The following is a 14,557-nucleotide window of genomic DNA, read 5'->3' as shown; positions in this document are numbered from 1 at the left end:
TATCGAGCCTAAAGGTATGTATTCACGGCAGGTTTACCGTATCGCTACGGTCTGGCGGCCTGTACTGGCGGGGCACTTTGTCAACAAGCCCAGCGGGACATTCCTGTCCCGCCCGGGCAGTTTTTTAACAGGTAAGCAAGCCGACCAGCTCTTGCCGGGAAGGAAAGGCGCTTAACGTGCCGCTGCGGCCGATGGTAATCGCCGCGGCGGCGACGGCATGACGCAGCGCCTGCGGGTCCACGGCAACGCCGCGCCGCAGTGAAGAGGCCAGCATGACCGACAGGAAGGTATCGCCGGCGCCGGTGGTGTCAACGACCCGGCAAGGGGCGGCGTCCACATGATGTTGCTGTCCGTTGCCCAACAGCAGCGCGCCCTCGGCGCCCAGAGTAATCACCAGCATGCCGACGCCGTCGTTCAGCAACTGCTGCGCCGCGGCCATCGGCTCCTGGCGGCCCTGGCTCAGCAGCCGGGCTTCGACGCTGTTGAGCACCGCGAGATCGATAAGCGGCCAAAGTTTGGCGAACTGAGCCTTAACCGGCGAAGGATTGAAGACATTGAATAACTTACGGCTGCGGGAATATTCAAAAATGGCACGGGTTTTTTCGACAGAGAAATTACCCTGCTGTAATAACACATCGCCCGGCTGCGCTGCGGCAAGGGCGGTTTTGATGTCCTCCAGGGATAAGCTCTCGGCTGCGGTGGTGGTGGTAATATTCGCATTATCGCCATCGGCGCTATTAAGAATGATGGAGGTATCTGTAGCGCAATCCAAGGGTTGGGTCGGAAACAGGCCTAATGACTCTTGCGCTATTTTATTGCGGCACCACGCTCCATGACTATCGTCACCGCTGCCGGCAATCAAGGTGGTATTTATTCCACAGCGGGCCAGAATAATGGCCTGGTTGGCTCCTTTTCCGCCCAAATCCTGGGATATTCTTTGCCCAAGAATCGATACGCCTTTTTCCGGCAGTTCATCGATCAGAAAGGTTTGGTCGACGCCCATATTACCCACGACATAGACGTGCATAATGTAATTCCTAAGAAGGTGAAATAAGATGGCTTCTATATCAGCAGAAAAACCTAGTGCAATACAAGATATATTTTCCAGGAGCAAAGCAGTTATTGGTGTTGTGCATTGTCTGGCTTTTCCGGGTACGCCACAATATCAAGGTCAGCCTTTTTCAAAAATAATCGATCGCGCTTTGTACGATGCCAAGCATTATATTTCCGGCGGCGTACATGGATTAATTATCGAAAATCATGGCGATATTCCTTTTGCCAAACCGGAAGATATCGGACCGGAAACCGCGGCGCTAATGTCGGTTATTACCGACCGTATTAAAAATGAATTCGGCGTGCCCCTTGGGATTAATGTACTGGCCAACGCCGCGCTGCCTGCATTGGCCACGGCGCTGGCGGGCGGAGCGGATTTTATCCGGGTGAATCAATGGGCAAACGCCTATATCGCCAATGAAGGATTTATTGAAGGCGCGGCGGCCAAAGCATTGCGCTATCGCAGCATGCTGCGGGCCGAACATATCCGGGTGTTTGCCGACAGCCACGTTAAACACGGCAGCCATGCCATTGTCGCCGATCGCTCCATTCAGGAATTGACCCGGGATGTGGATTTTTTCCAGGCTGACGCGGTAATAGCCACCGGCCAACGTACCGGTGACAGCGCGACGCTGGAAGAAATCGATGAAATCCGCTCCGCCACCGCGTTGCCGCTGCTGGTGGGATCCGGTGTAACGCCCGATAACGTCCAGCAGATTTTGCAGCGCACCCAGGGCGTTATTGTCGCCAGCACCTTAAAAGTGGGCGGCGTATGGTGGAATGAAGTGGAACCGGAGCGTGTTACACACTTTATGGCCGCGGCCCGGCCAGCACTGGAGGAATGATGGAGAGTTTCAGCGACCGTCTGCTGGCGGAACATCAGGCCACCTGGCAGGCCATGCAGCAGCATCGTTTTGTCACCGATATCGAACAGGACAAATTGCCCACCGGGGTATTTAACCAATACCTGGTGTTCGAAGGCGATTTTGTCGCCACCGCCATCGGCATTTTCGCCCTGGCGGTCAGCAAAGCGCCGGGTATACGCCAGCAGCGCTGGCTGGTGGGCGTGCTGAACGCCCTGGTGGACGACCAGATGGGCTATTTTGAACAGGTCCTGGCGCGGCGCGGCATCAATCCCGATGACTATCAGCGCAACCTCCCTGCGGTGAGCCGTTTTCGCGACGGCATGCTGACAGCGGCCCGTGAAGGCGGTTATGCCGATATCGTCACCCTGATGTTCGGCGCCGAGTGGATGTATTACCATTGGTGCAGCCGGGTGTATAGGTCCGAACAAGCAGATCCGGATATCCGCCACTGGGTGGAGATGCATGCCGAAGAGACCTTTTTCGCCCAGGCCCGTTGGTTAAAGGCAGAACTCGATCAGTGCGGGGCGGTTTTGACGAAAGACGAACAGCAGCGCCTGTCCGCGCTCTACCGGCAGGTGCTGGAATGGGAAATTGATTTCCACGGCGCGGCCTATGCGGATTGCCCGGCGGGTTAAGCCCGCGATCGCCGGCGCGTGAAGCGGACCTGTTAAAGGGAGACCGCGGCAATGGGGGCGAAGCGGCCTTGGTCGGCCGCGGAGCGCCCCATGCCACGGTAGGCCCGCGATCATCGAACGTGCAGCGAGCGTGTTAAAGGGAAAGCATGCCGGCATTCGGTTAGCGTTTACCCCGTCCCCTAGCCGGCTTTGGATATAGGATGGTGCCTGCGGTCCAGAATCGGTTTCAAGAAGCGGGCGGTGTAAGAATCTTTGCACGCCGCCACGGTTTCAGGGGTACCCGATACCAGAATTTCCCCGCCGCCGTTACCCCCTTCCGGACCGAGATCCACAATCCAGTCAGCGGTTTTAATCACATCCAGATTATGCTCGATAACCACGATGGTATTCCCCTGATCCCGCAGCTGATGCAGCACTTCCAACAGTTGCTGGATATCGGCGAAATGCAGCCCGGTGGTGGGTTCGTCCAGAATATACAGCGTCTGGCCAGTGCCGCGTTTCGACAGTTCCCGAGCAAGTTTAACGCGCTGCGCCTCACCGCCCGACAGGGTGGTGGCGGATTGCCCCAGGCGGATGTAAGAAAGGCCGACATCCATCAGGGTTTGCAGTTTACGGGACAGCGCCGGCACCGCATCGAAGAATTCCCGTGCGTCTTCAATGGTCATATCCAGCACCTCATGGATATTTTTGCCTTTATACTTCACTTCCAGGGTTTCCCGGTTATACCGCTGGCCCTTGCACTGATCGCAAGGCACATAGATATCAGGCAGGAAATGCATCTCTACTTTAAGCACCCCGTCGCCCTGGCAGGCTTCGCAGCGTCCGCCGCGAACGTTGAAACTGAAACGGCCGGGGGTATAACCTCGGGTCCGGGATTCCGGCACACCGGCAAAGAGTTCACGCACCGGCGTAAAGACCCCGGTATAGGTGGCGGGGTTGGAGCGCGGCGTCCGGCCGATAGGGCTTTGGTCGATATCAATGACCTTATCGAAGTACTCCAGGCCCTGGATATCGCGATAGGGCGCGACTTCTGTGGTAGTGGCGCCGTTTAGCTGACGCTGCGCCACCGGGAACAGCGTATCGTTGATCAAGGTGGATTTGCCTGAACCCGACACGCCGGTGATACAAGTAAACAGGCCCACCGGCAGCGTCAGGGTGACATCCTTAAGATTATTGCCGCGGGCGCCGATGAGTTTCAGCACCCGGGTAGGGTCCGCCGGGATCCGCCGTTCGGGAATGGCGATTTCCCGTTTCCCGCTCAGGAACTGCCCGGTGAGTGAAGCCGGATTGGCCATAATCTGTTCGGCGGTGCCTTCAGCCACCACCTCCCCGCCGTGCACGCCTGCTCCCGGACCGATATCGATAATATGGTCCGCCGCGCGAATGGCGTCTTCGTCATGTTCCACCACGATCACCGTATTGCCGAGATTGCGCAGGTGGATCAGGGTTTCCAGCAGCCGTTCATTATCCCGCTGATGCAAACCGATGGAAGGCTCGTCCAGCACATACATCACTCCCACCAGCCCGGCGCCGATTTGGCTGGCCAGACGAATACGCTGCGCTTCCCCTCCTGAGAGGGTTTCCGCCGACCGTGACAGGGAGAGATAATTCAGGCCGACATTCACCAGAAACTTCAGCCGATCGCGGATCTCTTTCAGGATTTTTTCGGCGATCTTCGCCCGCTGGCCGCTAAGCTTCATTTCATCAAAGAAGCTCAGCGCATGGCCGATGCCCATATCGGAAATGGTGGGCAACGTGGTGTTTTCCACAAACACGTGGCGCGCTTCGCGGCGCAGGCGTGTGCCGCCGCAGCTGTTGCAGGGGCGGTTGCTGATATATTTCGCCAGCTCTTCGCGCACCGCCGAGGATTCGGTTTCTTTATAGCGGCGTTCCATATTCGGCAGCACCCCTTCGAAGGGATGGCGTTTCACCGAACTGTCGCCGCGATCGTTGATGTATTTGAATTCGATGGTCTCTTTACCGGAACCGAACAGGATTTTTTGCTGAACATCGCTATCCAGTTCATTGAATGGCGCTTCCACATCAAATTTATAATGGGCCGCCAGGGATCGCAGCATCTGGAAGTAATAGAAATTACGCCGATCCCAGCCGCGGATGGCGCCGCCCGCCAGGGATATTTCCTGATTTTGCAAAACCCGTTCCGGATCGAAATATTGCTGCACCCCCAGCCCGTCGCAGGTGGGGCAGGCACCCGCCGGGTTGTTGAATGAAAACAGGCGTGGCTCCAGTTCCGGCATGCTGTAACCGCAGATGGGACAGGCAAAATTGGCGGAGAACAGCAGTTCTTCCGCTTGCGGATTATCCATTTCCGCCACCACGGCGGTGCCGCCGGATAGGCCAAGGGCGGTTTCAAAGGATTCCGCCAGCCGCTGGGCCAGATCTTCCCGCACCTTGAACCTGTCCACCACCACTTCAATGGTATGTTTCTTTTGCAGTTCAAGCTTGGGCGGGTCGGACAGATCGCAGACTTCGCCATCGATGCGGGCGCGGATATATCCCTGCGTCGCCAGGCCTTCCAGGGTTTTGCTGTGTTCGCCTTTACGTTCTTTCACAATCGGCGCCAACAGCATCAAACGGGTGCCTTCCGGCTGGGACAGCACATTATCCACCATCTGGCTGACGGTTTGCGCCGCCAGCGGCACGTCGTGATCGGGACACCGCGGCTCGCCGACCCGGGCAAACAGCAGGCGCAGGTAATCATGGATTTCGGTTATGGTCCCCACCGTGGAGCGCGGATTATGGGAGGTGGATTTCTGCTCTATGGATATGGCGGGTGAAAGACCCTCGATATGGTCCACATCCGGTTTTTCCATCAGCGACAGGAACTGGCGGGCATAAGCGGAAAGCGACTCGACATAGCGACGCTGGCCTTCGGCATAAAGGGTATCGAAAGCCAGTGAGGATTTGCCTGAGCCGGACAGGCCGGTAATGACTATTAACTTGTCGCGGGGAATAACCAGACTGATGTTTTTCAGGTTATGGGTACGAGCACCACGAACTTCGATCTTATCCATTCAACTTAATCCCGTCACCGGATGAATAATGACTGACGACCGCGTTGGCAACGCGACCGGCACGAAACGGACAATTATGACACAAAAAAAGCTGAACGAATATCCAGTATTGATTGCAACAGCAATATCTGTATCAACCGGTACGGGATCGTCCCCGCATTCATTTTCAGCCGTGTTCTTTACGCGTTTGCATGGTAAACTTTAGCGATTACACTTAGTAAATCATCTTATCAGGAGAGTCGACATGGCCAGCAGAGGCGTAAACAAAGTGATTCTAGTCGGAAATCTGGGCCAGGATCCGGAAGTCCGCTATATGCCGAACGGTGGCGCGGTAGCCAACATGACTCTGGCCACTTCCGAAAGCTGGCGCGACAAGCAGACCGGCGAAACCAAGGAAAAGACCGAATGGCACCGGGTGGTCCTGTTCGGCAAACTCGCTGAAGTGGCGGGGGAATACCTGAAAAAAGGTTCCCAGGTCTATATTGAAGGGGCGCTGCAAACCCGCAAATGGACCGATCAAGGCGGCCAGGAACGTTACACCACCGAAGTGGTGGTCAACGTAGGCGGCACCATGCAGATGCTGGGTGGCCGTCAGGGCGGCGGCGCGGGCGCGCCCGGTGCCAATGCCGGCGGCGGACAGCAGGGCGGCTGGGGCCAGCCGCAGCAGCCGCAGGGCAATAACGCGCAGTTCAGCGGTAATCCCGCTGCCGCGCCGTCGTCGACCGCCGGTCGTCCGGCCGCCGCGCCGCAGAACAATGCGCCGGCCGCCGGCAATGAACCGCCGATGGATTTTGACGACGATATTCCGTTCTAATCTCGTCATTTTTCACTCTAGATCAAGTGGTTATTACGAATTATTGTGATAATTGCGGGCTATTAAAGTTCTTATTGCAAGACTGACTTATCCTTGCCCAGTAATGGGTTTGAACCTTGAAAGAGGGAGGGAAGCGTAGCATGTCAGGAAAGGCTGGTTGCGGGGAAATAACCTACTTTGCGCCAGCCATTGCAAGTTCCGCATAGCAACGCCTGCTTCATAGTTCATGGCAGGTTTTTCAAAGTCTTTGTCGTAAACATTTTTTAGATCTCCCTCCTTAATTAATACTGAGCTTTTAATTAAATCTGGCCTCCGGCTCAGTTAATAACGCTCCCAGGGCGGTATATCGCCAAATTCAGCCACCAGATAATCAATAAATCGGCGAATCTTTGACGGCGTATATCGCATTGCCGGATAAACCGCCTGTACGGTCAAGTCTTTGGTCCGATAGGCGGGCAGTAAATTGATCAGCTCACCGCTGGCAAGATACTTACCGAATACAAAGCTTGGGCCGTAGGTAATACCGATACCCGCCAACGCCGCGTCCAAGAGCATCTGGACATTATTGGCCTGCATCCGGATTGGGCCGTCTATGAGGTGAGGTTGCTGGTTTTCATCATAAAGCGTCCATGCACCCATCGACACCTCTTCGCTGAACGCCAAACGAGGCGAATGAGATAAATCCTCCGGCACTCGAGGCGTTCCCCCGCGCTTTAGATATGCCGGCGCGGCGCACAGCACCATGCTGCAGGGGGCCAGGCGCCGGGCAATCAAGGACGAGTCGGCCAACCGGCCGATACGAATCGCCACATCGATATTGTCGTCGTGCAAATCCAGGTAGCGATCGTCCAGCCGCATACTCACGTTAAGCTGCGGATGATCCTGCAAAAAACGCCCGATGACGTTGCCCATATGCAGGGTGCCGAAGGTCACCGGCGCGGCAATACGCAAGACGCCGTGCAGGCTTAAGCTAGCGTCACTGGCTTCGCGGTTGGCGTCGTCGAATTCGTCCAGAATACGTTTGCAGCGGTCGTAATATCTTTTGCCGGCATCGGTAAGGCTCAGCCGCCTGGTGCTGCGTTTAATCAAACAAACATTCAGCTCTGTTTCAAGGCCGGTCAGGTATTTTCCCGCCATCGAGGCGGACAGGCCAAAGCGCCGGCCGGCGGCCACCAGGCTGCCTTCATCGACGGCGGCGATAAAAACCTCAATGCTGGTCAGACGATCCACCATAGCCTCTATTCGATAGTTTAAAGAAAGACTGATGATAACAGACGCCGGATTATCGATTAAGAGGATTTAATATACCCTTGCAGCCTAACATCACTCATTGAGAGGTTGCGTTATGAAATATTTTTTGAATGGTTTGGAGCTGAATATACAAGATAGGGGTAACGGCTTGCCGGCCATTATCTTTTTGCATTATTGGGGCGGATCGTCGCGGACGTGGGCGGATGTTATCGCCGCCCTGCCCGAAACCTACCGTACCATCGCCCCCGATCTGCGGGGATGGGGTGAATCGTCCGCGCCGGCTGACAACGGTTTTGCACTTATTGATTTCGTTAACGATATCCTGGCCATGATCAAGGCGCTGGATGTGCGGCAATATGTGCTGGTGGGGCATTCCATGGGGGGTAGAGTCGCACAATTGCTGGCATCGCAGCGTCCTTGCGGACTCGTCGGGCTGGTACTGATTGCCCCAGCGCCTCCGACGCCAATGAAATTGGCCCCCGAAGCGCGTCTGGTCATGGAGAATGCCTATTCCTCCCAGGAGACGGTGAATATGGCAATCGACCATATGCTGAGTGCAAAGCCCTTATCTCCCGACCATCGCCGGCAGATCATTAAAGACAGTTTGCGCGGCGCGCCGGAGGCGAAAATAGCCTGGCCGAAATATACCAGTCAGGAAGATATTTCCGGGGCTGTCGCCGGGATCGTATCCCCCGCGGTCATTATTGCTGGCGAGCTGGACCGGGTTGAAACCGTTGCGGTGTTGAAAACCGAATTGCTGCCGCTTATCCCCCATGCGCGGCTGCATGTGTTGCCGGGAACGGGGCATCTTTCACCCCTTGAATCCCCTGCCGAGATTGCCGCGATCATTCGTGGATTTGTCGAATGCTTATCCCTTTCGGGGCGATAGGAGCATCCATCTTTTATCTAATGCGTTGGCCTTTGCTATGGCTTGTTCCCTGCAGCCATTCGGCCACGTCGGCCCAGCGCCATAATGGCGATATGCCTTTTAACCGTTGAACGGGGGAGGGAGGGAACCCGCAAATATTTCCCTCGAGGTCGTTGAGAAGTGATTTGATATTTTCGCCATAATGCGTCTGTCAGCGCGAGGGCGGGGCGATGGCCTGCCCGATCAATTCCGCCAGCCAGTCCATAAACACCCGCGCGCGTCGGGGCAGATAATGGCGATGGGCGTACAGCAACGAGACGTCCATAGAAGGCGGCGGGTAATCCGCCAGGATGGCAACCAAACGCCCGGCGGCTACATGTTCGCTCAAGCCGATGGACGGCGCCTGAATGATCCCCAGGCCGGCCAGACAGGCGGCGTTATAGGCGTCGACATTATTTACCGTTACCATGGCCGGCAGCTCCAGGTCCACCGGCTTGCCTTGCCGCAGGTAGGTAAATCCCTCGGCCCGGGTGCCCAATACCGACACGTAATGAACCAGATAATGCCCGGCAAGCTCTTCCGGGGTGTGGGGGGTGCCGTGGGCGGCCAGATAGGCCGGACTGGCGCAATTTATCATCGGCAGTTGACCTAAGCGGCGCGCGACGTGGGTGGCATCGGTTAATTCACCCACGCGCAGTACGCAATCAAACCCCTCACGCACGATATCCACCCTGCGGTCGGTGCAGCTGATCTCGATTTGCACCTGCGGGTGCCGTTGCATGAATTCCCCCAAATGCGGCAGCACCAGGGAACGGGCGAAGCCGGCGGGCATATCGATACGCAGGCGCCCGGTCAGCACCAGGCCGTCCTGGCGAAACAACCCCTCCAGTTCGTCCATGTTCGACAACATATCCAGGCTGCGCTCATACAGTACCAACCCATCCTGTGTCGCCCTTACGCGCCGGGTGGTTCGATGCAGCAAGCGGGCGCCCACCAGGGCTTCCAGCAGCTGGATATGTTCGGACACCGTTGACTTCGGCAGTCCCAGGCTCTCGCCGGCCTGGGTAAAACTCGACAGTTCGGTTACCCGCACGAAACTGCGCAGCAGCTCCAGTTTGTTTACCATCGATTTAGCTCGCTATTGTTCTGTCATAGCGAACAGTATTTCCGGTTTTGGCGGATTTATCTATCGCTGTCCGGCTAATAAACTGTTATCCGAGCCATAATAATGTATTCACCCATTAGCGGGAGTAATAACCATGAGTCATAAAATTGCATTGATCACCGGCGCCAGCCGCGGGCTGGGCAAAAGCATCGCGCAACATCTGGCCCGCCAGGGCGTTGATATCATCGGCACCTATCATAGCAAGGCCGACGAGGCGCGGGCGCTGGCGGACGAGATCAAACAGGCTGGCGGTAAAGCGGCCATGGTGCAGCTGGATGTAGGTGAAAGCGCCGGCTTTGGGGAATTCGCCGCCAAAGTGGGGCAGGTTTTATCCGCTGAATTTTCCCGGAATCAATTCGATTTTCTGGTCAACAATGCCGGCGTCGGTTTGCATGCCGCTTTTGCACAAACCACTGAGGAGCAGTTTGAACTCATGTTCAAGGTTCATCTAAAAGGACCTTATTTCCTGACCCAGAAATTGCTGCCGCTGATTGCCGACGGTGGACGGATCGTGAATATCTCCTCCGGCCTGGCCCGTTTCTCATTCCCAGGTTCATCGGCCTATGCCGCCATGAAAGGGGGAGTGGAGGTGTTAACGCGCTATCTGGCCAAGGAGTTGGGGGATCGCGGCATCAGCGCCAATACTCTTGCCCCCGGCGCCATCGAAACCGACTTCAGCGGCGGCATGGTGCGGGATACGCCGGAAATAAACCGGCAGATTGCGTCAGCCACCGCCCTTGGTCGGGTAGGGCTACCGGATGATATCGGCGCCGCGGTGGCCTCATTGCTGGCGGAAGGCAACGGCTGGATCAACGGCCAAAGAATCGAGGCTTCCGGCGGTATTTTCCTGTAAAACCGCTGCATTGTTGCGGTGAACCTGATTGGTAACTGCATAACCGCTGCATGATTCCGCGGTGAATCTGACCGGCAACTGCATAACCGCTGCATGATTGCGGTCACGTGATCGGGATCGGTAATGCGAGCCGGTTAACTTCCGCGACAGGTCCTGCGCTGCCGCGCTTCCACCAGTGGGCAACCGGGGCAGTATTCCAGACCGGCGAGCTTATAGCGCAGGCAGCACAGGCGGCGGATGATTTTCGGCGGTCCCGACGGCTGCGGTATTTCCCGTATGGGCTGATAGAGGCGGTTGGGGGCGCCATCCGGCAGGGTGCGCGCCGCCAGAAAATCGTCAGCGCGGGTAATGTCCGCCCCTTGCTCTTGCGCCATGGTGAAACCGTGCGCCAAACGGATGCCGGCATTATTCCAGAACAATCCCGGCTTGATGCCGGCTAGTCGGCTAAATGTCTGGCACACCGGCGCCAGATGGCGGTGGATCAAGGCATCGAACCGGGCCGGACCCGTCGGCGCGGCGCAGCCGTGATCCGCCAGGATAAACCGATCCGGCACCGCGTTTTCGGACTGGGTAAAGCGGATATCGTGCGGCAAAAACGGCAATTGCCAATCGTAAAGCATATTGATACGCGCCCAGGGCGCCAGCAAAAGAGCAAAGTACCACTGCGACCAGATGGAGATCACCGCCGCCGGGTCTTCCCCCTCATATATTTTCAACAGCGGTTCAACCACTGCCTGCGCCGTTTCCGGCGCACATAAATCCAGTGCGCTATAAACTTTTGTCTGCGCGGGCGCCTCAAGTAAAAAGCTTTCCGTTATCTCGGCGGCGCACGCCCGGCCAGGCATTTTTTCGTCAGGATGCATGTGTTTCCTTTGTTGATTTAAACCAAGGGAAAGGCGTTCAGGCAGGCGAGTTGCTTGCAGTCACTCTCCGAATGCGCATAATAGGCGATTAAAATCGTAATGATAACTATTAATATTTAAATTTTATGCAAACTCATGATGAGTACCGCCGCCGGCTGCTTATGGGCATGATGACCCTGCCCTGGTGGTTTTCCGCCGCCATTGCCGCCGATGAAAATCCCGATCCGAGGCGGATAATCGCCCTGGAATGGCGTCCCACTGAGTTATTGCTGGCCCTCGGCGTCACCCCGCAGGCGATTGCCGATGCCCCCAACTACCGCAATTGGGTGGTTGAACCCCCGCTGGCGCTATCGGTGAAGGATGTGGGATTGCGTACCGAGCCGAATATGGAAGCGTTGCAACGCCTGCGGCCCTCGCTGCTTTTACTGACCAAAGGCTATGGTCCGGCGGCGGAAAGCCTGGCGTCCATCGCGCCGGTGATGTCTTTTCCCGTTCAGGAAACGCCGGGACTGCCTTTCACCACCGCCCGGCAGGATGTGCTGGCGCTGGGGGAGTACTTGGGCCTGGCGGATCGGGCCCGGCAACATCTGCAGGTTGTTGAGGAACAACTGACCCGAACGCGCCGGCGGCTGAATTCCGTTGTCAGCCGTCCGGTACTGCTGTTCACCTTTCTGGACAGCCAGCACGTTATGGTGCTGGGTAAAGGCAGCATGTTCCAGGAGATCATGGATCGGGTCGGTGTGACCAACGCCTGGCATGGAGAAGTCAACCGCTGGGGCAGCGCAACCGTGGGTTTTGAACAATTGGCCGGATTAAAGGATGTTCGCGGATTGTGCTTTCGCCGCGGCGATGAAGATCCCCTCGACGATGTCGTACTGTCGCCGCTCTGGCAGGTGATCCCCTTTGTGCGGGAGCGGCAATGGCAGACTGTTCCGGCGGTGTGGTTTTTCGGCGCCACCATCGCCGCCATGCGGTTTTGCCGCCTGCTTGAGCAATCTCTGGTGAAAACGGCATGAGCGCCAGGACTTCGCCTTATTCTCCGCTGCTGATTTTGCTGCTGGCCTTGGCCGCATTGGCGCTCACCGGTCTGAACCTGACGCAGCAGCTGCCGGTGGATCTTTGGCGGCAGGCCGCCTGGCAACCTCATGTAGATAACATCGACGAGATGCTGTTTCATTACAGCTTGCTGCCGCGCACCGTGCTGTCGTTGCTGGTGGGGGCCGGCCTCGGCCTGGCGGGACTGTTGTTTCAGCAGATCCTGCGCAATCCCCTGGCTGAGCCCACAACTCTCGGGGTTTCGGCGGGAGCGCAATTGGGACTGACCGTCGCCATGCTTTGGGCACTGCCCGGTGGCGAATCCACCCGGCAATTGGCCACTATCCTCGGCGCGCTGACGGTGGGCGGACTGGTGTTCGGTGTCTCGTGGGGGCGGCGCCTGTCGCCGGTCACCCTGATTCTGGCGGGCCTGGTCCTGGGGTTGTATTGCGGATCCGCCCGCAGCCTGCTGTCGCTGCTTAACTATGAACGTCTGCAAGGCATTTTCCTCTGGAGCAGCGGCATGCTCAATCAGCAGGACTGGAGCAAAGTGAGCTTTTTATGGCCGCGTCTGGTTATCGGACTGATGCTGGTATTGCTGATGCTGCGGCCGCTGATGTTGATGGGGCTTGACGACGGTATCGCCCGTAATCTGGGCCTGGGATTAATTACCGCCCGTGTCGGCGGCCTGGGCATCGCCATTGTTCTGAGCGCATTTCTGGTCAACGCCGCCGGCAATATCGGCTTTATCGGTCTATTCGCGCCGCTGCTGGCTCGGATGCTGGGGGCGCGCCGCCTGTTGCAACGGCTGTGGCTATCCTGTTTGTTGGGGGCGTTGCTGCTGCTTTTCAGCGATCAGATGATGATCATGCTGGCGCGCCGGTGGCTTGACATACCCACCGGCGCCGCCACCGCGTTGCTGGGGGCGCCGCTGCTGTTATGGCTGCTGCCCAGGCTGCGCAACAGCGTTACCGGTCCTGAGGACGGTACTCAGCATCCGGGCCGCGAACGGCAACTGACCTGGATCGGGGCGGTTTGGGGTGTGGGGTTGCTGTTGCTGCTTGCCGGCCTGGCGCTGACGCTGGGGCGTGCCGACCATGGCTGGTATCTGTCGCTGGCGGAGATGTGGCGTTGGCGCTGGCCGCGGGTGCTGGCGGCGGGCGCGGCTGGGGCCATGCTGGCGGCGGCGGGCGCCCTGATCCAGAAAATGACCGGTAATCCCATGGCCAGCCCGGAAGTACTGGGCATCAGCTCCGGAGCGGCGCTGGGCATCGTGTTGATGCTGCTGCTGGTGCCGGGAGACGCTTTCGTCTGGCTATTGCCGGCGGGTAGCCTCGGCGCGGCGGCGACGCTGCTGCTGATTATGCTGCTGGCGCAGCGCGGCGGGTTTTCCGGCAGCCGCTTGCTGCTGGTGGGTATCGCCTTGAGCACGCTTTTTTCCACGCTGCTGACGCTCATGCTTATCAGCAACGATCCGCGTATGGCGTCGGTCCTGACCTGGTTATCCGGATCCACCTATAAAGTCAGCGGCGCCCAGGCGCTATGGACCGCTCTTATCGCGGTAATATTGCTGGCGGCCACCCCGCTGCTGCGCCGCTGGCTGGCATTGCTGCCTCTGGGGGGCGCTACCGCCCGATCCGCCGGGGTGGCGCTGAAACCGGCCAGGGCGGCCATTTTGCTGCTGGCGGCGGGACTGATCGCCGCCGCTACCCTCAATGTCGGCCCGCTGAGTTTTGTCGGACTCATGGCGCCGCACATGGCGCGGTTGCTGGGATTTCGCCGGCCGCTGCCGCAGTTAGCGGTGGCCGGGTTGCTTGGCGCCATGCTGATGATCGCGGCAGACTGGTGCGGCAGGATTATTCTCTTCCCCTACCAGATACCGGCCGGTTTGCTGGCAACCTTTTTCGGCGCCCCCTACTTCATTTATCTCTTGCGCAGGCCGGCGGGGTAGGGCGTGCCTGGCGCAGCACGTAGGATGTATCGGACAGAACATTCTCACTCGCCGTTAAAAAGTTAATCTGACGCAATGATTCCATTAGTAATATAAATAATTGCTTGCAAAAAAAATGGCGTTACGCATAATCATGAACTCTTATAAGAATCATTCTCATTATTGTTT

General features: G+C 57.6%; 12 protein-coding genes. 7 read left to right on the top strand and 5 right to left on the bottom strand.

The window, feature by feature from the left end:
* Window positions 1–124: 124 nt before the first annotated feature.
* Window positions 125–1,027 (bottom strand): PfkB family carbohydrate kinase, encoded by a 903-nt coding sequence (locus ACL2XO_RS26485; RefSeq protein WP_413741911.1) that lies wholly within the window; start codon window positions 1,025–1,027, stop codon window positions 125–127.
* A 28-nt stretch (window positions 1,028–1,055) separates the two neighbouring features.
* Between ACL2XO_RS26485 and ACL2XO_RS26480 the strand changes: the two genes are divergently transcribed.
* Both ACL2XO_RS26480 and ACL2XO_RS26475 read left to right on the top strand, forming a co-directional pair.
* Window positions 1,056–1,898, top strand: coding sequence for a BtpA/SgcQ family protein (locus ACL2XO_RS26480; protein WP_413741910.1), 843 nt, complete (start codon window positions 1,056–1,058; stop codon window positions 1,896–1,898).
* Window positions 1,898–2,554: a TenA family protein gene (locus ACL2XO_RS26475; RefSeq protein WP_413743114.1), complete on the top strand. Its 657-nt coding sequence runs from the start codon at window positions 1,898–1,900 to the stop codon at window positions 2,552–2,554. The genes ACL2XO_RS26480 and ACL2XO_RS26475 overlap by 1 nt, the downstream gene beginning before the upstream one ends.
* Window positions 2,555–2,733: 179 nt before the next feature.
* On the opposite strand, the gene uvrA is transcribed toward ACL2XO_RS26475, so the two are convergent.
* A complete protein-coding gene (gene uvrA / locus ACL2XO_RS26470; RefSeq protein WP_132924585.1) occupies window positions 2,734–5,589 on the bottom strand; it encodes an excinuclease ABC subunit UvrA in 2,856 nt (951 codons plus the stop codon).
* Window positions 5,590–5,833: 244 nt separating this feature from the next.
* Between uvrA and ACL2XO_RS26465 the strand changes: the two genes are divergently transcribed.
* Window positions 5,834–6,403 (top strand): single-stranded DNA-binding protein, encoded by a 570-nt coding sequence (locus ACL2XO_RS26465; protein WP_413725992.1) that lies wholly within the window; start codon window positions 5,834–5,836, stop codon window positions 6,401–6,403.
* Between the two features lie 321 nt (window positions 6,404–6,724).
* Here the strand turns inward: ACL2XO_RS26465 and ACL2XO_RS26460 are convergent, their stop codons facing one another.
* The gene (locus tag ACL2XO_RS26460) at window positions 6,725–7,636 is read right to left on the bottom strand and encodes a LysR family transcriptional regulator (RefSeq protein WP_413741909.1); all 912 of its coding nucleotides are present in this window, start codon (window positions 7,634–7,636) and stop codon (window positions 6,725–6,727) included.
* A 112-nt stretch (window positions 7,637–7,748) separates the two neighbouring features.
* Here ACL2XO_RS26460 and ACL2XO_RS26455 point away from each other — a divergent pair, with 112 nt between their 5' ends.
* A complete protein-coding gene (locus ACL2XO_RS26455) occupies window positions 7,749–8,543 on the top strand; it encodes an alpha/beta fold hydrolase (RefSeq protein WP_413741908.1) in 795 nt (264 codons plus the stop codon).
* 190 nt (window positions 8,544–8,733) lie between these two features.
* On the opposite strand, the gene ACL2XO_RS26450 is transcribed toward ACL2XO_RS26455, so the two are convergent.
* Window positions 8,734–9,648 (bottom strand): LysR family transcriptional regulator, encoded by a 915-nt coding sequence (locus tag ACL2XO_RS26450; protein ID WP_413725989.1) that lies wholly within the window; start codon window positions 9,646–9,648, stop codon window positions 8,734–8,736.
* A 133-nt stretch (window positions 9,649–9,781) separates the two neighbouring features.
* On the opposite strand from ACL2XO_RS26450, the gene ACL2XO_RS26445 reads away from it, so the two are divergent.
* Entirely contained in the window at window positions 9,782–10,540 is a 759-nt protein-coding gene (locus tag ACL2XO_RS26445) for an SDR family NAD(P)-dependent oxidoreductase (protein ID WP_413725988.1), read from the top strand.
* Window positions 10,541–10,674: 134 nt separating this feature from the next.
* On the opposite strand, the gene fhuF is transcribed toward ACL2XO_RS26445, so the two are convergent.
* Window positions 10,675–11,403 (bottom strand): siderophore-iron reductase FhuF, encoded by a 729-nt coding sequence (fhuF, locus tag ACL2XO_RS26440; protein ID WP_413741907.1) that lies wholly within the window; start codon window positions 11,401–11,403, stop codon window positions 10,675–10,677.
* 125 nt (window positions 11,404–11,528) lie between these two features.
* Here fhuF and fhuD point away from each other — a divergent pair, with 125 nt between their 5' ends.
* Both fhuD and fhuB read left to right on the top strand, forming a co-directional pair.
* On the top strand, window positions 11,529–12,419 hold the full coding sequence (gene fhuD, locus ACL2XO_RS26435; protein ID WP_413741906.1) for a Fe(3+)-hydroxamate ABC transporter substrate-binding protein FhuD: 891 nt from the start codon (window positions 11,529–11,531) through the stop codon (window positions 12,417–12,419).
* A complete protein-coding gene (gene fhuB, locus ACL2XO_RS26430) occupies window positions 12,416–14,389 on the top strand; it encodes a Fe(3+)-hydroxamate ABC transporter permease FhuB (protein WP_413741905.1) in 1,974 nt (657 codons plus the stop codon). Before fhuD ends, fhuB begins: the two co-directional genes overlap by 4 nt.
* Window positions 14,390–14,557: the final 168 nt, after the last annotated feature.

It is taken from the genome of Sodalis sp. RH15, assembly GCF_047324255.1.
Lineage (GTDB): Bacteria > Pseudomonadota > Gammaproteobacteria > Enterobacterales > Enterobacteriaceae > Acerihabitans > Acerihabitans ligni.
This window is presented reverse-complemented; position numbering and strand designations above follow the sequence as displayed.

Coding starts and splice junctions, on each gene's coding strand:
- ACL2XO_RS26485 (WP_413741911.1), bottom strand. CDS start 1,027: ATGCACGTCTATGTCGTGGGTAATATGGGCGTCGACCAAACCTTTCTG.
- ACL2XO_RS26480 (WP_413741910.1), top strand. CDS start 1,056: ATGGCTTCTATATCAGCAGAAAAACCTAGTGCAATACAAGATATATTT.
- ACL2XO_RS26475 (WP_413743114.1), top strand. CDS start 1,898: ATGGAGAGTTTCAGCGACCGTCTGCTGGCGGAACATCAGGCCACCTGG.
- uvrA (WP_132924585.1), bottom strand. CDS start 5,589: ATGGATAAGATCGAAGTTCGTGGTGCTCGTACCCATAACCTGAAAAAC.
- ACL2XO_RS26465 (WP_413725992.1), top strand. CDS start 5,834: ATGGCCAGCAGAGGCGTAAACAAAGTGATTCTAGTCGGAAATCTGGGC.
- ACL2XO_RS26460 (WP_413741909.1), bottom strand. CDS start 7,636: ATGGTGGATCGTCTGACCAGCATTGAGGTTTTTATCGCCGCCGTCGAT.
- ACL2XO_RS26455 (WP_413741908.1), top strand. CDS start 7,749: ATGAAATATTTTTTGAATGGTTTGGAGCTGAATATACAAGATAGGGGT.
- ACL2XO_RS26450 (WP_413725989.1), bottom strand. CDS start 9,648: ATGGTAAACAAACTGGAGCTGCTGCGCAGTTTCGTGCGGGTAACCGAA.
- ACL2XO_RS26445 (WP_413725988.1), top strand. CDS start 9,782: ATGAGTCATAAAATTGCATTGATCACCGGCGCCAGCCGCGGGCTGGGC.
- fhuF (WP_413741907.1), bottom strand. CDS start 11,403: ATGCATCCTGACGAAAAAATGCCTGGCCGGGCGTGCGCCGCCGAGATA.
- fhuD (WP_413741906.1), top strand. CDS start 11,529: ATGCAAACTCATGATGAGTACCGCCGCCGGCTGCTTATGGGCATGATG.
- fhuB (WP_413741905.1), top strand. CDS start 12,416: ATGAGCGCCAGGACTTCGCCTTATTCTCCGCTGCTGATTTTGCTGCTG.